Origin of the sequence: Methylobacterium brachiatum (assembly GCF_900113845.1) — a bacterium.
Classification (GTDB): Bacteria; Pseudomonadota; Alphaproteobacteria; order Rhizobiales; family Beijerinckiaceae; genus Methylobacterium; species Methylobacterium brachiatum.
This window is the reverse complement of record NZ_FOQW01000002.1, coordinates 317,665-337,248: the sequence shown is the minus strand read 5'-3', so window position 1 is coordinate 337,248 and position 19,584 is coordinate 317,665. Positions and strand designations below refer to the sequence as shown.

General features: G+C 68.2%; 17 protein-coding genes and 1 riboswitch. Of the genes, 7 read left to right on the top strand and 10 right to left on the bottom strand.

All coding sequences use genetic code 11. The annotated features are described in order from the left end of the window. Positions 1–7: 7 nt before the first annotated feature. The 4 genes from BMZ47_RS01525 to BMZ47_RS01510 all read left to right on the top strand — a co-directional run bounded on the left by BMZ47_RS01525 (position 8) and on the right by BMZ47_RS01510 (position 4,231). A complete protein-coding gene (locus tag BMZ47_RS01525) occupies positions 8–1,447 on the top strand; it encodes a circularly permuted type 2 ATP-grasp protein (protein WP_091857818.1) in 1,440 nt (479 codons plus the stop codon). 59 nt (positions 1,448–1,506) lie between these two features. After that, complete coding sequence (locus tag BMZ47_RS01520) at positions 1,507–2,454, top strand: alpha-E domain-containing protein (protein ID WP_007567743.1); 948 nt, start codon at positions 1,507–1,509, stop codon at positions 2,452–2,454. 125 nt (positions 2,455–2,579) lie between these two features. After that, complete coding sequence (locus tag BMZ47_RS01515; RefSeq protein WP_007567745.1) at positions 2,580–3,407, top strand: transglutaminase family protein; 828 nt, start codon at positions 2,580–2,582, stop codon at positions 3,405–3,407. Between the two features lie 74 nt (positions 3,408–3,481). After that, positions 3,482–4,231, top strand: a complete 750-nt coding sequence (locus BMZ47_RS01510; RefSeq protein WP_007567748.1) for a proteasome-type protease — start codon at positions 3,482–3,484, stop codon at positions 4,229–4,231. A 2-nt stretch (positions 4,232–4,233) separates the two neighbouring features. Here the strand turns inward: BMZ47_RS01510 and BMZ47_RS01505 are convergent, their stop codons facing one another. From BMZ47_RS01505 to thiO, 5 genes are all read right to left on the bottom strand, one after another. Beyond that, entirely contained in the window at positions 4,234–6,000 is a 1,767-nt protein-coding gene (locus tag BMZ47_RS01505; RefSeq protein WP_139220900.1) for a peptidase domain-containing ABC transporter, read from the bottom strand. Between the two features lie 171 nt (positions 6,001–6,171). Further along, on the bottom strand, positions 6,172–6,798 hold the full coding sequence (locus BMZ47_RS01500) for a thiamine phosphate synthase (protein WP_091857811.1): 627 nt from the start codon (positions 6,796–6,798) through the stop codon (positions 6,172–6,174). Further along, the gene (thiG, locus tag BMZ47_RS01495) at positions 6,795–7,598 is read right to left on the bottom strand and encodes a thiazole synthase (RefSeq protein WP_007567755.1); all 804 of its coding nucleotides are present in this window, start codon (positions 7,596–7,598) and stop codon (positions 6,795–6,797) included. The genes BMZ47_RS01500 and thiG overlap by 4 nt, the downstream gene beginning before the upstream one ends. Before the next feature lie 2 nt (positions 7,599–7,600). Next, positions 7,601–7,813 (bottom strand): sulfur carrier protein ThiS, encoded by a 213-nt coding sequence (thiS, locus tag BMZ47_RS01490; protein WP_007567757.1) that lies wholly within the window; start codon positions 7,811–7,813, stop codon positions 7,601–7,603. Next, positions 7,810–9,033: a glycine oxidase ThiO gene (gene thiO, locus BMZ47_RS01485; RefSeq protein WP_091857808.1), complete on the bottom strand. Its 1,224-nt coding sequence runs from the start codon at positions 9,031–9,033 to the stop codon at positions 7,810–7,812. Before thiO ends, thiS begins: the two co-directional genes overlap by 4 nt. Before the next feature lie 64 nt (positions 9,034–9,097). Then, a riboswitch (TPP riboswitch) is annotated at positions 9,098–9,226 on the bottom strand. Between the two features lie 544 nt (positions 9,227–9,770). Between thiO and BMZ47_RS01480 the strand changes: the two genes are divergently transcribed. Beyond that, positions 9,771–10,931, top strand: a complete 1,161-nt coding sequence (locus tag BMZ47_RS01480; RefSeq protein ID WP_091857805.1) for a tetratricopeptide repeat-containing glycosyltransferase — start codon at positions 9,771–9,773, stop codon at positions 10,929–10,931. 158 nt (positions 10,932–11,089) lie between these two features. On the opposite strand, the gene BMZ47_RS01475 is transcribed toward BMZ47_RS01480, so the two are convergent. The 4 genes from BMZ47_RS01475 to BMZ47_RS01460 all read right to left on the bottom strand — a co-directional run bounded on the left by BMZ47_RS01475 (position 11,090) and on the right by BMZ47_RS01460 (position 17,109). Next, positions 11,090–12,349, bottom strand: coding sequence for an adenylate/guanylate cyclase domain-containing protein (locus BMZ47_RS01475; RefSeq protein ID WP_091857802.1), 1,260 nt, complete (start codon positions 12,347–12,349; stop codon positions 11,090–11,092). A gap of 77 nt (positions 12,350–12,426) precedes the next feature. Then, a complete protein-coding gene (rpoD, locus tag BMZ47_RS01470; protein ID WP_007567764.1) occupies positions 12,427–14,427 on the bottom strand; it encodes an RNA polymerase sigma factor RpoD in 2,001 nt (666 codons plus the stop codon). Positions 14,428–14,627: 200 nt separating this feature from the next. Next, positions 14,628–16,526, bottom strand: a complete 1,899-nt coding sequence (gene dnaG / locus BMZ47_RS01465; protein ID WP_091857800.1) for a DNA primase — start codon at positions 16,524–16,526, stop codon at positions 14,628–14,630. Between the two features lie 121 nt (positions 16,527–16,647). Further along, positions 16,648–17,109 (bottom strand): GatB/YqeY domain-containing protein, encoded by a 462-nt coding sequence (locus BMZ47_RS01460; RefSeq protein WP_007567769.1) that lies wholly within the window; start codon positions 17,107–17,109, stop codon positions 16,648–16,650. A 192-nt stretch (positions 17,110–17,301) separates the two neighbouring features. On the opposite strand from BMZ47_RS01460, the gene carA reads away from it, so the two are divergent. Beyond that, positions 17,302–18,534, top strand: a complete 1,233-nt coding sequence (carA, locus tag BMZ47_RS01455; RefSeq protein ID WP_091857797.1) for a glutamine-hydrolyzing carbamoyl-phosphate synthase small subunit — start codon at positions 17,302–17,304, stop codon at positions 18,532–18,534. A gap of 126 nt (positions 18,535–18,660) precedes the next feature. Then, entirely contained in the window at positions 18,661–19,038 is a 378-nt protein-coding gene (locus BMZ47_RS01450; RefSeq protein WP_007567773.1) for a hypothetical protein, read from the top strand. Positions 19,039–19,069: 31 nt separating this feature from the next. Here BMZ47_RS01450 and BMZ47_RS01445 read toward each other — a convergent pair whose 3' ends face one another. Further along, positions 19,070–19,504, bottom strand: coding sequence for a pseudoazurin (locus BMZ47_RS01445; RefSeq protein WP_091857794.1), 435 nt, complete (start codon positions 19,502–19,504; stop codon positions 19,070–19,072). Positions 19,505–19,584: the final 80 nt, after the last annotated feature.

The window sequence follows — 19,584 nt, the reverse complement described above, 5'->3', positions numbered from 1 at the left end:
AAGCGGAATGGCGTTGACGGCCTTCGACGAGATGAACGGGATCGTCAACGGTGCCGCCGACCCGGCCGCCGTCCGCGACGCCTACGGCAAGCTGAAGACCTGGCTCGAAACGACGCCGCCCGAGCATTTCAACACCCGAAGGAGCCAGGCCGAGCTGCTGTTCCGCCGGATCGGCATCACCTTCGCGGTCTACGGCGACAACGAATCGACCGAGCGGCTGATCCCGTTCGACATCATCCCGCGGGTGATCACCAAGCCGGAATGGGATTTCCTGGAGCGCGGGCTCAAGCAGCGGGTGACCGCGATCAACCTGTTCCTGAAGGACGTCTACGGCGCCCAGGAATGCATCAAGGCCGGCATCATCCCGGCCGATCTCGTCTACCGGAACGCCCATTACCGGATGGAGATGCGCTCGTTCCGGGTGCCGCACGACCTCTACGTCCACGTCGCCGGGATCGACATCGTCCGCACGGGCGAGAAGGATTTCTTCGTCCTCGAGGACAATGCCCGGATCCCGTCCGGGGTCTCCTACATGCTGGAGAACCGGGAGGTGATGCTGCGCCTGTTTCCGGACCTGTTCTCCAAGCACCGGGTCGCCCCCGTGGAGAACTATCCCGACGCCCTGCTCGCCACCCTGCGTAGCCTCGCTCCGGGCTCGGCCACCCGCGACCCGACCGTGGTCCTGCTGACCCCCGGCCGCTACAACTCGGCCTTCTACGAGCACTCGTTCCTGGCTGACAAGCTCGGCGTCGAGCTGGTGGAGGCGTCCGACCTCTTCACCAAGGACGACGTCGTCTACATGCGCACCACCGAGGGGCCGCGCCGGGTCGACGTGATCTACCGCCGCCTCGACGACGACTTCCTGGATCCCCTCGTCTTCCGGCCGGATTCGGTCCTCGGCGTGCCGGGCCTGATGAACGCCTACGAGCGCGGCTCCGTGACGTTGGCCAACGCGGTCGGGACCGGCATCTCGGACGACAAGGCGGTCTACAGCTACATGCCGGAGATCGTGAAGTTCTTCACCGGCGAGGAGCCGATCCTGCACAACGTGCCGACCTATCGCTGCCGCGAGAAGGAGTCCTTCGCCTACGTGATGGACAACCTGTCCGAGCTGGTGGTGAAGGAGGTCAACGGCTCTGGCGGCTACGGCATGCTGGTCGGGCCGCATGCGAGCAAGCGCGAGATCGAGGATTTCGCCAAGAAGCTGAAGCACGCCCCCGACGGCTTCATCGCCCAGCCGACCCTGTCGCTCTCGACCTGCCCGACCTTCGTGGCCTCCGGGGTCGCCCCGCGCCACGTCGACCTGCGGCCCTTCGTGCTGTGCGGCGCCGATCAGATCCGCATCGTGCCCGGGGGGCTGACCCGGGTCGCGCTGAAGGAAGGCTCCCTGGTCGTCAATTCCAGCCAGGGCGGTGGTACGAAGGATACCTGGGTGCTCGACGCTTGAGGGAGTCGCCGCTCCACCCCTTCTGACGCGCCGCCTGCCGCCGAGCCGAGTCGCACACCATGCTGTCCAGGACTGCCGACAACCTCTTCTGGCTCTCGCGCTACGTCGAGCGCGCCGACTTCGTCGCGCGCATCCTCGACGCGGCGCACCGGCTGGCCTCGCTGCCCACGAGCTATGGCGGCGGTGAGACCAACGAGTGGGAATCCGCCCTCGCCTCGGCGGGCGACCCCGACCTGTTCAAGCCGCATTACAGCGTGATCAACGCCGACACGGTCTGCGACTTCCTGGCCTTCAGCCCGCACAACCCGTCCTCGATCCGCTCCTGCATCGAGTCAGCCCGCGAGAATGCCCGCTCGGTGCGCACCGCGCTCACCACCGAGATGTGGGACGCGATTAACGGCGCCTGGCTGGAGCTGCGCAACTACAGCGGCAAGGAGCTGAGCCGCGACGAGTTCGGCCGCTTCCTCGATTGGGTGAAGACCGTCTCGCTGACCTTCGACGGCTCGGCCTTCCGCACGATGCTGCGCAACGACGCGTTCTGGTTCACCCGCCTCGGCACGGCGATCGAGCGGGCCGACAACACCGCCCGCATCCTCGACGTGAAATACCAGATCCTGCTGCCGCAGAACGAGACGGTGGGCGGCAGCCTCGACTACTTCCAGTGGACTACGATCCTGCGCGAGGTCTCGGCCTTCAACGCCTATCACTGGGTCTATCGCGAGAGCGTCAAGCCGCTGCTCGTGGCCGACCTGCTGATGCTGAACAAGCAGATGCCGCGCTCGTTTGCCAATTGCTACGGCGTGATCGTGGAGTATCTCGACTTGATCGCCGACGCCTACGGACGGCGCGGCCCGAGCCAGCGCCTGGCCGGGAACATGCTGGCCAAGCTCGAGAGCGAGGATATCGACCGCGTGTTCAATTCGGGCCTCCACGAGTTCGTCGAGGCCTTCATCGCGGAGAACAACAGGGTGGGCGAAGCCATCGCCAAGCAGTATCTGGTCGGCTAGCGGATCATCCCGGAACTCGGATCCGGGACGGTGCGCCGAGAACGTGACGCCGCATCATCGTCGCCTGATGGCCGGCGAGACCCGTTCGGGATGATGCAATCGGACGAGATGGACAGGCCCGGCGCATGCGCATCCGCGTGGTCCACGAGACCATCTACACCTACGAGCAGCCGGCCCGCGGTCTGGTGCAGGTCATGCGCCTGACGCCCCGGGACCATGACGGGCAATATGTCCGCAGCTGGCGGATCGATACCTCCATCGACGGGCGGCTCACCGCCCGGGAGGACGGGTTCGGCAACATCGTCCACTGGTTCACCCCGGACGCGCCGGCGGACGCGCTGACCATCCGGGTCACCGGCGCGGTCGATACCGAGGACACCCACGGGGTGATCCGCGGCACGGTCGAGCGTCTGCCGGACGAGTTCTACCTGCGCGATACGGATCTCTGCACGACGACCCCGGAACTCCAGATCTTCGCCGAGCGGGTCGCCACCGACGGTGACGGCACGCCCCTCGCCGTGCTGCACCGCCTGCGCGCCGCGGTTCCCCAGGCGGTGGCCTACGAGCCCGGACCGGCCGTCAACGGCGTGCCGTCCGGGAAGGCCTTCGCCGCCGGCAAGGGCATCTGCCAGGATCTGACCCACGTGTTCATCGCCGCCGCCCGGCATCTCGGCATCCCGGCGCGCTACGTGGCGGGCTATCGCGCCCGCGACGACGGCGAGGCCGATGTCGAGGCGCCGCACGGCTGGGCCGAGGCCCTGGTGCCGAATCTCGGCTGGGTCGCGTTCGATGCCTGCTACGAGAACGCCCCGTCCGACGGCTATATCCGCGTCGCCACCGGGCTGGACTATCTCGGCGCCGCCCCGATCCGCGGGAGCCGCACCGGCGGCGGGACCGAGACCCTGGACGTCAAGCTCCGCGTCGAGCAAGGCAGGGACGCCACGCAATCCTGATTCCCTGCCTGATTCCCTGAAGTCGGGCCGCCGGCCGCATGCCAGCCGGAAGCCCCCGCGAGAGCCCGAGATCCATGACCTACTGCGTCGGTGTCCTCGTCGAGGAAGGGCTCGTGATGGTCGCCGACACCCGCACCAATGCGGGGCTCGACGACATCTCGACCTACCGGAAGCTCCACCATTTCAACGTGCCGGGCGAGCGGGTCATGATGCTGGCCTCGGCCGGCAACCTGTCGATCACCCAATCGGTCCTGAGCCTTCTGCAGGAAGGCGTGCCCGGCGAGGACGGCGAGCCGGCCCAGAAGCTGATCGAGGCGCCGACCATGTTCCAGGCGGCGCAGCTCATCGGCCGCGCCATCCGGCGGGTCCGGGCGATCGAGAAGGACGGGTTCGAGGCGGCCAGCATCCGGTTCTCGATCTCGCTCCTGTTCGGCGGCCAGATCGCCGGCGAGGCCATGCGGCTGTTCCTGATCTACTCGGCCGGCAACTTCATCGAGTGCAGCACCGATGCGCCGTTCCTCCAGATCGGCGAGCACAAATACGGCAAGCCGATCCTCGACCGGGCGGTGAAGTTCGAGAGCGACCTCTACGACGCCCTGAAGGTGAGCCTCGTCTCGATGGATTCGACCATGCGGTCGAATCTCGGCGTCGGCCTGCCGATCGACATCGCCGTGGCCCGGCGGAACGCCCTCGTCCTCGAGGTGAACCACCGGATCGAGGCCGGCGAGGGTTATTTCCACGATCTGCGCGAGCGCTGGTCGGCGGCGCTCCGGGCCGCGCACCGGGCGATCCCGCGCCCGCCCTACGGCCCCGCTGCGCCGTAAGGTCAGGTCACCGCTTCGGCCTCCCGCCCGGCGGGCTGGGCCATCGAGCGGGTGTAATCCTCCCAGAGCGCCGCATAGAGCGGCACCTCGCGCAGCAGATCGTCGTGGCGGCCGTCGCCGAGCAGCCGGCCGCCGTCGAGGATCAGGATCCGGTCGGCCTGGCGGGCGGCCGCGAGGTGGTGCGTGACCAGGATCAGCAACCGGTCGCGGCCCCAGGCCGTGAGGTTCCGCTCCAGCGCCAGCGCGGCCTCCGGATCCAGGAAGGCGGTCGGCTCGTCGAGGAGTGCGACCGGCGGGTTGCGGACCACCGCCCGGGCGATGGACAGGCGCTGGCGCTGGCCGCCGGACAGGGTCCGGCCGCCCTCCCCGAGCGCGGTGTCGAGGCCTTGGGGCAGGGTCTCGACCAGCGCCCCCAATCCGGCGAAGCGCAGCGCCGCGTCGATCGCCGTCGCGTCGGGACGCTGCCCGGCGAGATTCTCGCGCAGGCTCCCGGAGAACAGCATCGTATCCTGATCCACGGTGCCGATCCGGCCGCGCAGCCAGCGGGGATCGTAATCGCGCAGGTCCGCGCCGCCGATCTCCACGCGGCCGCTATAGTCGCGCTGCAGGCCGAGCAGGATGCGCAGCAGGGTCGACTTGCCCGAGCCGTTGCGCCCGACGATGGCGACGATGCCCCGCTCCGGCAGCACCGTGCTGAGATCCTGCAGGGCCGGCCGTGCCGTACCCGAATAGGTCAGCGACACGCCATCGAGCCGGATGCCGCCTCGGCCGAGGCGGCGCAGGGGCGGATGGCGGCTCGCCCGCTCGCGGGGCAGGTCGAGGAAGCTGCCGATCTCCCGGATCGCGACGTTCACCTCCTGGGGCATGCGCAGGATGTCCGCGCTGCTCAGGAGCGGGCCGGTGATCCGGGCCGAGACGACCTGGATCGCCAGGAACTCGCCGACGGTCAGATGGCCGCCATAGATGCGCCAGCAGCCGACGCCGATCACCAGCAGCGTCACGGCCCGGGACACCGCCTGGGACCGCAGCCCGTAGCGGCGCTGGAGGTCCATCACGGCGCTGAGCTCGCCGAGGACGCTGTCGATGACCGCGTTCCAGCGGCGCATGCGCGGCCCTTCCAGGGCGAGCGCCTTCACGGTGGGCAGGCCGTTCACGGTCTCTGCCAGCGTGCCGTCGCGGACGCTGACCGCCTGGTAGTAGGCTTTCGCGGATTTCCAGATGCCGCTGATCTGGTTGCTGGCGATCACGACGATCACCGGCGCCGCCGCGGCCAGCGCCAGGCCGACGGCCAGGTCGTAGTAGAACACGAGGCCGAACGCGACGAGCGCGCCGCCGGCATCGATCACCGAATTCGGGATCTGATGCAGGACGAAGTCCCGGATCTTCGTGACCTGCTGGAAATGGTTCAGCACCTCGCCGGATTTGAAGTTCGCCCCGTCGATCCGCACGCGCAGGAGATGGGCGAAGACCCGGCGCGACATCCGGCGGTCGAGATGGACCGCCAGGTCAATGATCGGGCGACCCCGGAACGCGGTGAGCGCGACCTCCGCGCCGATCGACAGGAGGGCGAGCACGGCCAGTCCGAGCAGGGGCAGGTCGGCCCGCCCGGCCACGATCGCGTCGACGATCCGCTGTGTGGCGACCGGGAAGACCAACCCGACGCCGTAGCCCGCCGCGATGGCGAGGAGCAGCCGGGCCACCTGGCCCCGGCGCAATGCGAGGGAACGGCCGAGCCAGCGCCAGCCAAAGGACGAACGGTCTGCGCGCAACGCCACCCTCCGAATCGGGGGCGGATTGAGACATAGTTTGCTGCGGCTGACGACCTGCGCCCGTGTCGGGTCGGCACCTCATCCGCCCCGCGGGCCGATCGCGGCGACGCAGGGCGCGGGCTCCCAGGGCAGGATCGTGCTCAGCGCTCGAGAACGACGCGGGGGGGCCGCTTACCCAGCCCAGGGGGCGAGGAAGGCCCGGGCGGCGGCGGCGGGGTCGGGCGCACGCATGAGCCCGCCCATCACGGCGATGCCGGCCGCCCCGGCATCCCGGCATTCCGGGATCCGATCCGGCGTGATGCCGCCGAGCGCGACCACCGGCAAGCCGGCGCGGCAGGCCGCCGCGATGCCGTCCGGGCCCAGGGCCGGGCCGTAGCCGGGCTTGCTGGCGGTGGGATAGATCGGGCTCAGGGTGACGTAGTCGGCGCCGGCAAGTGCGGCGGCCTCGACCTCGACGGGTGCATGGGCCGAGACGCCGATCAGGGCGTCTGGCCCGAGCGCCGCGCGGGCGGACGCGACCATGTCCGGACCGGTCCCACCGCCGAGATGCACCCCATCGGCACCGAGAGCCCGGGCCAGCGCGACATCGCCGCCGACCGTGAGGAATGCGCCCGCCGCGCGGATCCGGCCAGCTACGTCGGCGCCGAGCGCGCGGCGCGCCTCCGGCTCGAGATCACGGTCGCGGAACCAGACCCAGCGCACGCCGCCGTCGAGCAGCGCCTGCACGGTCTCCATCAGCGGACGGGACAGCCCCCGCCGGTCCGTCACCGCCAGGAGCGGCGACGGCAAGCTCCTCACGAGCCGACGAGGCCGAGCTGCGGGCTCGACGGGTCGGCCCTGCCCCGGCGCGGGATCCGGCCGGCAAGATAGGCGTCGCGTCCGGCCTCGACGGCCCGGCCCATGGCGCGGGCCATCCGGACCGGGTCGTCGGCCTTGGCGATCGCGGTGTTGATCAGGCAGGCGGCCGCGCCCAGCTCCATGGCGATCACCGCGTCGGAAGCCGTGCCGATGCCGGCATCGACGATCACCGGCACCCCGGCCCGGCGGCAGATCAGCTCGATATTGGCTGGGTTGGCCACCCCCATGCCGGAGCCGATCAGCGAGCCCATCGGCATGATCGCGGCGCAACCGAGATCCTCCAGGCGCTGGCAGACCACCGGATCGTCGTTGCAATAGGGCAGCACCACGAAGCCTTCGTCCACGAGGTGGCGGCAGGCCTCGATCAGCTCGGCCACGTCCGGGTAGAGGGTCTCGCGATCGCCGATCACCTCCACCTTGATCCAGTTGGTGTCGAGCGCCTCGCGGGCGAGCTCGGCGGTCATGATCGCGTCGCGGGCCGTCTCGCAGCCGGCGGTGTTGGGCAGGAAGCGCTTGCCCTTGAGGATGCGCACCGTGTCGGAGCCGTGGCCCTGGAGCGAGACCCGGCGGATCGAGGCGGTCACCACCTCGGCCCCGGAGACCGCGACGGCGTCGCGCATGATCGCCTGGGTCGGGTAGCCGGCGGTGCCGATGAACAGCCGGGACGCCAACTCGACGCCCGCGACGGTGAAGCGATCCGCCTCGGCCTCGGCGCGCAGCGGCGTGACATTCTGGTCCATGATCAACCTCCCTGCATGGCGCGGACGATCTCAACGCGGTCGCCCTCGGTGACCGGCGTCTCGTCCCAGTCCCGGCGGCGCAGCACGCGCCCGTTCAGCGCGATGGCGACGCCCTGCGGGCTCTCGATGCCGATCTCCTCGGCCTCGGCCCGGAACAGGGCCGCGACGGTCTCGACCGCGAGATCCCGCGGTTCTCCGTTCACCAGAAGCTTCATGCCGAGGCCCTCCTGGGTTCGGGTTGGTCGAAGCGCGCCCGGGTGAACGGTCTGGCGATCTCCGGCAGCGCGCCCCGCGTGACGAGTTCGGCCACCGCATCGGCGGTGACCGGAGCGAGCAGGTAGCCGTTGCGGTGATGGCCGGTGGCGGCCACCAGGCCCGGCGCGAGGGTGTCGATGATCGGCGCATCGTCGTCCGAGGTGGGGCGGTAGCCGCTCCACACGGCCTCGACCTCCATCTCCTCGATGCCCGGCAGGACCCGGCGGGCGCCCTCGAGCAGCGCGTAGAGGCCGCCGGCGGTGACGCCCGGACGGAAGCCGCAATCCTCCACGGTCGCGCCGACGATGAGCTGGCCGTCGCTCTTCGGCGCCATGTGGACCTGCTCGGTCCAGATCATCCGACTGAGCGTCCCGGTGCGGGCATTGGTGCGCAGGGCCAGCGACTGGCCCTTGAGCGGACGCACCGGCAGGGCGAGGCTCTCGGGCAGCAGGCCGCCCGCCCCGCTCCAGGCGCCCGAAGCGAGGACGACCGTGCCGGCCGCCACGCCCTGATCGCCCGCGCGGAGACCGGTGACCGCCCCGCCGGACCAGTCGAGCCCGGTGACGGCTGTGCGCTCCACCAGGATCACGCCGGCGCGCCGGCAGGCCTCGGCCAGCGTCGCCATGACGAGACGCGGATCGACCTGGTGATCCAGCGGGCAATGGACGCCGGCAGTGACGGAGGGGCGCAAGCCCGGCTCCAGGCGGCGTACCTCTGTGCCCGGCAGCCACTGGGCGTCGAGCCCGGACCGGCGCTGCAGATCGTAGCGGAAGCGTAGGCGCTCGACCTCGTCGCGGCCGATGGCGACCACGACGGTCCCGTCCGGCCGATAGTCGATCGGCAGTCCGGTCTCCGCCTCCAGCGCGTCGCGGAAAGCCGGCCAGAGCCGCAGCGATTCGAGGGCGAGCGGCAGAAGTGGATCCGAGCCGGGCTCGTGCTCGGCGGCCGGGGCGAGCATGCCGGTGGCGGCCAGGCTCGCGCCGGCCCCGATCGTGTCGCGCTCGACCACGACCACCGCGCGGCCCGCCCGGGCGAGCCGCCACGCGATCGACAGGCCGATCAGCCCGCCGCCGACGATGGCGACATCGGCCCGCGCGGGCAGGGTTTCCTGCGCGGCCAGGCCGGCCGAGCTACGGCGGCGTCCGATCGGTGAAACGGGGCGGTCATAGGCCAAAGTCATCTCCGCGGAATTCCGTCGCGAAGATCGGGCCGTCTGCTTCGGTACGAAGCTGTGGCCTGCCTGTCGGGCGGCCGCGGTCCAATCCCTACGCCGGTATGAGCCGGATCAGGTTCAAAGGATTTCCGCGCCGCAGGTCCGGGTGGACGTGCCAGCGGTTTCTCAGCCCCTTGCCGGGGATCTCCCTGGAACGGCCTCTGATTTGGTGTCGGACGCGCCATCGGTCAACCCCTGCGAGGGTGGCCGAGCTTATGGAGGCGGTAGCGGCGGAGGCTGTTACTGCCCGGATGATCACATCGAACGGGGTCTATTCGCCCGTTCCAGCCGTGTGTGCTTTAGCCAAAACTTTTGCCGCTGTTCGGCAGTTCGATGCTCGTTGTCGCGACCGAGCAACATTAGTCGGTGGACGAACCTTTGACTGCCTTGCCTCCGGATGAGTTGGATGCGGGCGTGCTCCGATCATTCCGCATGCCTCGTCGGCACCATGTGCGACGTATGTGCTCCATATTATTATTGCCAAAACAAATTATTTCGGGTGCGATTTATCTCGGTTAAATATGTCTTAATGGCTTGATTGTTTTCGTAAAAGTCACAAATGTTAGTTCTAGCGAATGGCTTCGATTGCCAAAAATTGCTTGGTCCGAGAGTGCAATCATTTTGAAGCTGTGAGATTCTCGCTTATTGGCGAGCGCTGCAGGACGCATTGCGTAGCGAATGCGTGTCAGAACGGATACGTCGACATGAATAGTTTCGGGCAGACGATCTGTCTATCGATGATCGTCAAGGATGAGGCTCAAGTTATACAGAGGTGTCTCGATTCGGTAAGATCCATTATTGATCATTGGGTCATCGTCGATACCGGATCGACAGATGGGACCCAAGATGTCATCCGCGCAGCCTTGGCTGGCATCCCAGGTACGCTCGTCGAGCAACCCTGGGTTGACTTCGCCTTCAACCGGAACGAGGCGTTGAAGCTCGCGCGCCCGCGCGGAGCGTATTCTCTGATCATCGACGCCGATGATCAGTTAATCGTCCCGGACGGCTTCGTCATGCCGAAGCTAACCGAGGCCGGGTACATGTTGACAATATTGGATGCGCACACAAAATATTGGCGTGTCCAGCTTGTCAATAATAGGCTCAGCTGGCGTTATCGTGGTGTTGTTCACGAATTTCTGGAGTGTCCGGGAAATCTCGATACGCCAACGTTACCATTGTCGGTGCGTCGCGGTGTCGACGGGGGGCGTCACCGCGACGGCATGGCCGAGCAACGGGATCTGGCGGCGCTCGAAAAGGCCTTGTCCGTTGAGAAAGATCCGTTCATGATCGCGAGATACACATTTTATCTCGCGCGATCTTATCGCGATATCGGCGAAGACCGTAAGGCTCTTGAGTTATATCTACAGCGGGCGGATCTCGGGCACTGGGACGAAGAAATATATGTGAGTTTGCTCAACGCAGCCCGGCTGACCGAGCAGTTGGATGAACCCGTGCATAAGGTATTGTCGCTATACGATCGCGCGATACGCACCTGCCCGACTCGGGCTGAAGCTCGCCACGGTGCTATCCAGATCTGCAATCGCAATAAGGAATATGCGGTCGGCTTTCAATACGGCGACAGTGGGCTTTCGCCAGAAATTCCTTGCGAAGGTATCGCTATCATTCCGTGGATCTATACCTACGGATTGAGGGAAGAGTTTTCCATCTGTGCCTATCACGTAGGCGAATATCGTGTTTGCCTGTCTGTATGTTTTGATATTCTTGGCGAGAGAGAGGTTCCCGGGAATGTGCTCTCGCGCACCGCAGATTTGGCGCGCAAGGCGCTCACCAAGATGGTCGATCCGGTTTGGGGTTCCTGGCAACCTTCCTACAGCGCTGAGGTTATTCCGGCCTGGCAAATCTGAACGCGTAAAACCTTTCAGCGTGATGCTGATCCGGGGTTCAGCTAAGAAACCTACAGCGCCGTCGCGATCGGGCGTGGTGCTGTAGGCGTCTAACAGGATGCTCTGAACGCCTTTGCGATTGGGCAAATCGCAATGGTTCGGGGTTTCGCGCGGAGCCCCTAGCTCGGCGCGCGCGGCCGCAGGAATTTCGGCCGGAACACCGCCATGGGCTCGCGGAAGCCGTCCAGCACGTGCTCGCCGAGCGGCACCGGATCGCCCCAGAGGAAATCCACGAACGGCTTCGACATCAGAAGCGGCTCGCCCAGGAGGCGGTTGAGCTGGGCGAGCCGGCTCGCGAGATTCACGTCCCGGCCGATCACCGTGAAGTCGAGCCGCGAGCCGGAGCCGACATTGCCGTAGGCGGCCTCGCCGTGGTGCAGCGCGATTCCCGCCGCCACCGGCACCGAGAATTGGTGGAGGGCGTTGGCCTCGTCGAGGGCGGCCAAAGCGTTCTGGGCCGCGGTGAGCGCGCCCTTGGCGGCGCCCCCGAGATCGTCGCCGGATTCCCGGAAGATCGCCAGCAGGCCGTCGCCCAGATATTTCAGGACCTCGCCGCCCTCACGCTCGATCGGCGGCACGAGGCAGTCGAAGAACACGTTGAGCAGCCCCACCGCCTCCTCCGGGGTCATGTCGGCGGAGGTGCGGGTGTAGTCGCGCATGTCGGCGAACAGGATCGCCGAGCGGATCCGCGTCACCTGCCCGCGGCGGATATCGCCGGCCAGGATCGCCCGGTGCGGCTCGTCGCCGACATAGAGCCGCAGGACATGGTCCAGCTGCTTGTTGAGGACGCGCATCTCCACCACGGCGGCGAGCGCCGGCATGACGAAGCGCATGATCGCGATGTCGTCGTCGCCGAACCCTTCCGGCGCCTTGGTGGCGAAGGTGATGCCGTTCTTGGTGCCGTTGGTAAAGAAGAGCGGCGCGACGACGTAATGGGTGTAGCCGCCGGCCTTCAGGTCCGGGATGATCGCGAAGGCGTCGTCGGGGGTCTCGGCGACGTTGAGGATCAGCCATTCGCCGGTCTCGTGGACCGTGTGGAACGGGCTGTTGAGATAGGCCTCCTGGGAGCGGCCGCCGTGCGGGAACAGGCGCACGCTGGTGCCGCCGTCCCGGGTCCAGACCCGCCCGACCCCGGCATATTCCGAGTGCAAGGTATCGATCGCCGTGGAGGCCCGGTCCACCGGCACGCCGATGGCGATCAGCCGCTCGGCAAGGCCCGAGAGCATGTCCTCGGCCTTCTGCAGCCGGGCGCCTTCGCCCAGCAGCCAGTCGCGGATGCCCACGGAGGGCTGGAGCGCGCCGAAGGGCACGTCGTCGGCCTCGGACCCGTCCGCGAAGGCCGTCGGCAATCCGGGCGTTGGCGGGCGGCGTTCGAGCATGGCGCCACTGTGGATGCCGCGCAACCCCGTGGCTGCGCGGTCGTAGGGAGAGGCGCCGCGGGGGCCGCGACGGGGGCTCAGTTGTCCAGGAAGCTCCGGAGCTTCCGGCTGCGCGACGGGTGCTTCAGCTTGCGCAGGGCCTTGGCCTCGATCTGCCGGATGCGCTCGCGGGTCACCGAGAATTGCTGGCCGACCTCCTCGAGGGTGTGGTCGGTGTTCATCCCGATACCGAAGCGCATGCGCAGGACACGCTCCTCGCGCGGGGTCAACGACGCCAGGACGCGGGTCGTGGTCTCGCGCAGGTTCGATTGGATCGCCGCGTCGATCGGCAGGACGACGTTCTTGTCCTCGATGAAGTCGCCAAGGTGGCTGTCCTCCTCGTCGCCGATGGGCGTCTCGAGGGAGATCGGCTCCTTGGCGATCTTCAAAACCTTGCGGACCTTCTCCAGCGGCATGGCCAGCTTCTCGGCCAATTCCTCCGGGGTCGGCTCGCGGCCGATCTCGTGCAGCATCTGGCGCGAGGTCCGGACGATCTTGTTGATCGTCTCGATCATGTGCACCGGGATGCGGATCGTGCGGGCCTGGTCGGCGATCGAGCGGGTGATCGCCTGCCGGATCCACCAGGTGGCGTAGGTCGAGAACTTGTAGCCGCGCCGGTACTCGAACTTGTCGACCGCCTTCATCAGGCCGATGTTGCCCTCCTGGATCAGGTCCAGGAACTGCAGGCCGCGGTTCGTGTACTTCTTGGCGATCGAGATCACGAGGCGCAGGTTCGCCTCGATCATCTCCTTCTTGGCCTGCCGGGCCTCGCGCTCGCCCTTCTGGACCATGTTGACGATGCGGCGGTACTCGCCGATCTCCAGGCCGGTCTCGGAGGCGAGGTCGAGGATCTGGGCGCGCAGCTCCGACACCTGCTTCGAGCCGCGCTCGACCAGGTTCTTCCAGCCCTTGCCGCCCAGGGTGCCGACGCGCTCCATCCAGTTCGGATCGAGCTCGTAGCCCTGGTAATGGCGCAGGAACTCGTCGCGGGCCACGCCGTGGCTCTCGGCATAGCGCATCAGCCGGCCCTCATGGCCAATCAGCTGCTTGTTGATCGAGTAGAGCTGGCCGACCAGCGCCTCGATGCGGTTGTTGTTGAGCGACAGCGACTTCACGTCGGCGACGACGCTGTCCTTCAGCTCGATCTGCTTCTGGTCCTGGGCCGGGCTGTTCTTCTCGCCGGCGGCCTTGCGCTCGGCGCCCTCGGTCTGGAACTTGCGCAGCTTGCGGTAATTCGCGGCGATCGCGTCGAAGGTCTCGAGGACCCGCGGCTTGATCTCGGCTTCCATCGCGGCGAGCGAGACGTTGTTCTCGAGGTCGTCCTCGTCGTCGCCGCCCTCCGGGGGCGCCGGCGGCTCGCCGTCCTCGGCACCTTCCTCGCCCTCGCCCTCGGCGATCTGCGGGGCGTTCTTGCCGTCCGGGCCGGCATAGGTCGCCTCGAGATCGATGATGTCGCGCAGGAGGACCTTGCCCTCCACGAGCTCGTCCCGCCAGATGATGATCGCCTGGAAGGTCAGCGGGCTCTCGCACAGGCCCGCGATCATCGCCTCGCGGCCGGCCTCGATGCGCTTGGCGATCGCGATCTCGCCCTCGCGGGACAGGAGCTCCACCGAGCCCATCTCGCGCAGGTACATCCGCACCGGATCGTCGGTCCGGTCGGTCGGCTCCTTGGTGGTCGTGGTGACCGCGACGGCGCGCGTCGGCGCGACCTCGGCCACCTCGCCGCCCTCGGCCTCTTCCTCTTCGCCGTCGGCGCCGTTGGCGGTCTTCTCGCCGGCGGCCGCCTCGTCGGTCTCCTCCGCCTCGACCACGTTGATGCCCATCTCGGACAGCTGCGACAGCACGTCCTCGAGCTGGTCGGGGTCGGATTGGCCCTCGGGCAGGACCTCGTTGACCTCTTCGTAGGTCACGTAGCCGCGCTTCTTGGCGAGCTTGACCATCCGCTTGACCGAAGCATCCGTCAGGTCGAGGAGCGGCCCGTCGGTCTGCTGCTCGGGGGCAGCGTCCGTCTCGTCCCGTTCCGTTGCCTTCGTCGCCATGATCAGCCTATTGTTTCGGATGCGGCGCGCTGCGGAGGCCTGTAGAAGGCCGCTCCACGCCGTCGGCGCCGCGATACTTGCGAGTGGCTCCGGATTGCTCCGGACGCCTTGGGTCGTCGGGTTCCGTATGCAAGCCCGAGGCTTGACCGAATGTTAACTATGGCGCGGCTCTGCCCGTCGCCACCGCCATCGCACAGCCGTCATGCGGCGGTCGAGTCGTTCGACACCGGCTTGTCGGCTTCAGCCTCGGCGGCGATGACGGTCTCCAGCCTCGCCTTGACTTCGCAGAGCCATGCCCACCCGGCATCGGTCGGATCGTCCTCAAACGCCTGCCGTGCTTCGCGAAGTTCGCTATGTAGCGCTCCTGCCTGCCGGTGCAAGATCATCGCCTGTCTGAGAGCGTCCCCGCGCTGCTGCGGATCGGCGTGCGGAGACAGCGTAATGCGGTCGCGCGAGCGGGCGAGCGCGAGAATCCGCTCCGCCGCCTCTCCGAGACCGGCCCGTGTGATGCGGCTTTGCAACAGGTCGGCGTTCGTTTGTCCGTCCTCTGCGGCACAAGCGACCAGGACCGACAGGAGCGCCCGGGCGTCGGGATCCTCGAAGTCGAGTTCCGCGACCTCGTCGCCGAACTCGGCCAGCATTTCGGGGTGGACCAGCAGCGTGCCGGCGATCACCGCCTCGCGCACCGGCGCCGCCCCGGAGAAGCCCGCCGAAGCGGTCATCGAGGCGCTGGGGCTGCCGGTGATGCGCGGCGAGACCGGCTCGCCCGGACGGGTGAAGCGACGGCCCTGCCCCTTCGGACCCGGCCCGGGCCCGGCCGCACGCGCGCCGCGGGGCGACAGGCTCCGCAGCCGCTCCTCGATGTCGTCGCGATAATAGCGCTTCACCGTCTCGTCGCGGATCGTGGCGACGGTGGCGCGCAGCGTCTGGGTGAGCCCCGCCCGCCGCTCCGGCGTATCGACCGGGCCGGATTCGAGCGCCCGGCGCCAGAGCAGTTCCGACAGGGGCAGCGCGGCTTGCAGCACCTGGTCGATCGCGCCCGGCCCGCCCGAGCGCAGGAGGTCGTCGGGGTCCTGGCCGCCGGGCAGCAAGGCGATCCGCAGGGACCGGCCGGGTTCGAGGGCCGGCAGCGCGATGTCGAGGGCGCGGAAGGCCGCCCGCTGGCCGGCCTTGTCGCCGTCGAAGCACAGGATCGGCTCGTCGGCATGGCGCCAGAGCAGGGCGAGCTGCTCCTCGGTGAGGGCGGTGCCGAGGGGCGCCACGGTCTCGGGATGGCCGGCCAGCGTCATGGCGATGACGTCGACATAGCCCTCGACCGCGATGATCGAGCCGCGCTCGTGCGCCGCCTTGCGGGCGCCGTGCAGGTTGTAGAGCGTCCGGCCCTTGTGGAAGAGCGGCGTCTCGGGGGAGTTCAGGTACTTGGCGCGGACCTCCTTGGAGAGCGCCCGCCCCCCGAAGGCGACGACCCGGCCGCGCGTGTCGGTGATCGGGAACATCACCCGGTCGCGAAAATAATCGTACGGAATCGAGACATCCTCGCCGCCGGCGAGGAGCCCGAGCTCGACCATCAGCGCCTTGTCGACCCCCTGCCCGGCCAGATGATCGCGCAGGGCGTAGCGCTCGTTCGGCGCGTAGCCGAGCCGGAAGGCCCGCTGCGTCTCGTCCTTGAGCCCCCGGCGTTCGAGATAGGCGCGGGCCTCGCTGCCCTGCCCCGAGCGCAGCCGCTCCTCGAACCACCGGGCGGCCATCTCCATGACCTCGATGGCGCCGGCGCGCTTCTGCTCGGTGGCGCGGTTGTCCTCCGTGGGCGCCGGCAGGCTGACGCCGGCCTCGCTCGCCAGCCGCTCGACCGCTTCGGGGAAGCTCAGCCCCTCGGTCTCCATCAGGAAGGTGAAGATGTCGCCGTGCTTGGACGAGGAGAAGCAGTGATAGAACTGCTTCTGGTCGTTCACGTAGAAGGACGGCGTCTTCTCGGCGTTGAACGGCGACAGGCCGCGCCATTCCCGGCCGGCCTTCTTGAGCTGCACCCGCCGCCCGACCACGGAGGAGGCCGGCAGCCGGGCGCGGATCTCTTCCAGGATGTGGGGTGGATAGCGCACGGGGCCTGCGGGTCGATTGCTTGACCGCTGGATATAGCGCGACGGGTGTGCCCGAGTCCCGCCCGGTCGATCGATGGCGCGATCGGGCGGGGGATTGCGGGGAGAGCCGGAGGTCCGGGCCTCAGCCCTTGGCCGCCAGCGCCGCCTTCACCAGCCCGCTCGCCTTGCCGAAATCCATCCGGCCCGCGAAGGTGCCCTTCAGGGCGGCGATGACCTTGCCCATGTCCTTCTGGCCGGCGGCGCCGGTCTCGAGGATCGCGGCGTCGACCGCCGCCTTCATCTCCGCCTCGTCCATTTGCTTGGGCAGGAACGCCTCGATGATCGCGATCTCGGCGCGCTCGTTGGCGGCGAGCTCCGGGCGTCCGCCCTGCTCGTAGACAGAGGCGGATTCCGTGCGCTGCTTGATCATCTTCTGAAGGAGCGACAGGATCTCCTCGTCGGAGGCCGGCTCCTTGCCGAGGCCGCGGGCCTCGATATCCTTGTCCTTCAGGGCGGCCTGGATCATCCGCACGGTGGCGAGCTTGTCCTTGTCGCCGGCCTTCATGGCCTCCTTCATCTCGGTGGTGAGGCGGGCGCGCAGCATCTCGATAAACCTTCCGACGGGAGAAACGGGGGGCTGGCCTGCAGTTTGCGGGTGTTGAGCGGCTTCGGCCACAGGGCCACATTGACCCCATCGCGGGCCGCTCGCTAAGAGCGCCGCACACGATCATGCCGCCAGCCGAGCGCGCCGCAACGCGGTGCCTGCCTTCGGCCGCACATAAGCGAGACCGACCCGATGCTGCAAGACGCCGCCGCGCAGGCCTCCGGCCCCTCCGCCCCCGAGCCCTGGGCCGAGCCCGTGGCGACGGCCCTGCTGGTTCTGGCGGACGGGACCATCCTCGAAGGCTTCGGCATCGGCCGGACGGGAATCGCCGACGGCGAGGTCTGCTTCAACACGGCGATGACCGGCTACCAGGAGATCCTGACCGACCCGTCCTATGCCGGGCAGATCGTCACCTTCACCTTCCCGCATATCGGCAATGTCGGCACCAACGACGAGGATTTGGAGAGCCTCGAGGCGGCCCCGGCCTCCGGCGTGCGCGGCACCGTCATCGCCTCGGCGGTGACCAAGCCGTCGAGCTGGCGCTCCTCGTCGCATCTCGACGGCTGGCTCGATGCCCGCGGCATCGTCGGCATCACCGGGATCGACACGCGGGCGCTCACCGCGCGCATCCGCGACAACGGCATGCCCAACGCCGTGATCGCCAACGATCCCGAGGGCCGGTTCGACCGCGAGGCCCTGAAGGCCCGGGCCGCCGCCCTGGCCCCCATGGAGGGGCTCGACCTCGTGCCGCCGGTGACCAGCCGCGCGACCACGGAATGGTCGGAGACGGTCTGGGCGCTCGGCGACGGCTACGGCAAGCGCGCGCCCGGCGAGGGCCTGAAGGTCGTGGCGATCGATTACGGCGTGAAGCGCAACATCCTGCGGCTGCTCGCCCAGGCCGGCTGCGACGTCACCGTGGTCCCGGCCACCACCAGCGCCGAGGAGATCCTGGCGCTGAAGCCCGACGGCGTGTTCCTATCCAACGGCCCGGGAGACCCCGCGGCGACCGGTGCCTACGCCGTCCCGGTGATCCGCAAGCTGCTCGACGAGAAGGTGCCGACCTTCGGCATCTGCCTCGGCCATCAGCTCATGGGCCTCGCGCTCGGCGGCCGCACCGTGAAGATGGGCCAGGGCCATCACGGCGCGAATCACCCGGTGAAGGACAAGACCACCGGCAAGGTCGAGATCGTGTCGATGAATCACGGCTTCGCGGTGGATCCCGCGAGCCTGCCCGCCAGCGCGGTCGAGACCCATGTCTCGCTGTTCGACGGGTCGAATTGCGGCCTGACGCTCACCGACCGGCCCGCCTTCTCGGTGCAGCACCACCCGGAAGCCTCGCCGGGCCCGCGCGACAGCCACTACCTGTTCGAGCGCTTCGTCACGCTGATGCGCTCGGGCGAGCCCGAGAAGGCCGCGAACGCCTGAGCGGCAAGAGACCTTCGGCGCGGTCCCATTGAGGCCGCGCCGGGGTCACAAAATCCGCGAATTCCGGCGGCTTAACCGTCCCATCGACGGACCGCGCATGGCGGTTTTGTCCGAGGGGATTGCCGGATGACCATCGACGAGGCACGCGACGACTTCTCCCGCCTGCACCGTACCTTCACGTTTCATCTCGGTGTCGCGGCCAGCCTCGCCTGGGCGACCGCGCTCTACGCCGCGCTCTACGCTCCCTGGGTGCGCAACATCCGCGCCCTGATCGATCCGGCCGCCGGCCTCGACCGGGTCGAGAGCACGGTCTCCTACCTGTTCGCGATGCCGGCCGTCCTCGCCTTCGCCTGGGTCTCCCTGTATTTCGGCCGGGAGATGCTGCGCCGGGCGCAGACGCTCTCGAACGTCGCGCTAGAATTCGCGGCCGCGGCCGTTGTCGCCTTCGGGATCTTTTATCTCTCCATCGACCGGGCGCTCGCCGCGCTGCACGCCGGGTTCTGAGCGAGGGCGGCGGGCCGCCCCCGCCGGATCCCTACTGCACCTTCTCGAACAGCGGCTCGAAGCGCTTGGCGGCGAGCTTGCCGTGCTGGACCGCCTTGGCGGCCTCGAGGTTGTCCGGCTTGTCGCCGACCTCGATCAGGCCGACCATTCCCATGATGTAGTGGGGCGAGCACTTGAAGCCGTAGAGGCCGGGCTTGTCGAAGGTCACGGTCTCCTCCTTGCCGACTACGGTCTTGAAGGACGGCGTGCCCTCGGGTGCCATCCCCTTGATGAGCTCGGCGTTGTGGCCCTTGTCGGCCGGGACGAACCGGACCGTATCCCCGGGCTGGATCTTCACGAAAGCCGGATCGAAGACCATCATGCCGCCCGGGCCGCTGTTGAGCGTCTTGATGGAGACTTCGGTCGCATAGGCGCCTGCCGTCGCGCCGAGCAGAAGCATCGCCGCGCTGAACGTTTCCCTGATCATCGTCTATCTCGAATTGGTATCGTTATAATCGACGGACCCGTCGATCGGACGAGCTTTATGGCCCCGGTCCGGACTCGACA

What these genes read in the sequence shown, in the direction of transcription:
- BMZ47_RS01525 (WP_091857818.1), top strand. Translation starts at nt 8, where the DNA reads ATGGCGTTGACGGCCTTCGACGAGATGAACGGGATCGTCAACGGTGCC.
- BMZ47_RS01520 (WP_007567743.1), top strand. Translation starts at nt 1,507, where the DNA reads ATGCTGTCCAGGACTGCCGACAACCTCTTCTGGCTCTCGCGCTACGTC.
- BMZ47_RS01515 (WP_007567745.1), top strand. Translation starts at nt 2,580, where the DNA reads ATGCGCATCCGCGTGGTCCACGAGACCATCTACACCTACGAGCAGCCG.
- BMZ47_RS01510 (WP_007567748.1), top strand. Translation starts at nt 3,482, where the DNA reads ATGACCTACTGCGTCGGTGTCCTCGTCGAGGAAGGGCTCGTGATGGTC.
- thiG (WP_007567755.1), bottom strand. Translation starts at nt 7,598, where the DNA reads ATGGACCAGAATGTCACGCCGCTGCGCGCCGAGGCCGAGGCGGATCGC.
- thiS (WP_007567757.1), bottom strand. Translation starts at nt 7,813, where the DNA reads ATGAAGCTTCTGGTGAACGGAGAACCGCGGGATCTCGCGGTCGAGACC.
- thiO (WP_091857808.1), bottom strand. Translation starts at nt 9,033, where the DNA reads ATGACTTTGGCCTATGACCGCCCCGTTTCACCGATCGGACGCCGCCGT.
- BMZ47_RS01480 (WP_091857805.1), top strand. Translation starts at nt 9,771, where the DNA reads ATGAATAGTTTCGGGCAGACGATCTGTCTATCGATGATCGTCAAGGAT.
- BMZ47_RS01475 (WP_091857802.1), bottom strand. Translation starts at nt 12,349, where the DNA reads ATGCTCGAACGCCGCCCGCCAACGCCCGGATTGCCGACGGCCTTCGCG.
- rpoD (WP_007567764.1), bottom strand. Translation starts at nt 14,427, where the DNA reads ATGGCGACGAAGGCAACGGAACGGGACGAGACGGACGCTGCCCCCGAG.
- BMZ47_RS01460 (WP_007567769.1), bottom strand. Translation starts at nt 17,109, where the DNA reads ATGCTGCGCGCCCGCCTCACCACCGAGATGAAGGAGGCCATGAAGGCC.
- carA (WP_091857797.1), top strand. Translation starts at nt 17,302, where the DNA reads ATGCTGCAAGACGCCGCCGCGCAGGCCTCCGGCCCCTCCGCCCCCGAG.
- BMZ47_RS01450 (WP_007567773.1), top strand. Translation starts at nt 18,661, where the DNA reads ATGACCATCGACGAGGCACGCGACGACTTCTCCCGCCTGCACCGTACC.
- BMZ47_RS01445 (WP_091857794.1), bottom strand. Translation starts at nt 19,504, where the DNA reads ATGATCAGGGAAACGTTCAGCGCGGCGATGCTTCTGCTCGGCGCGACG.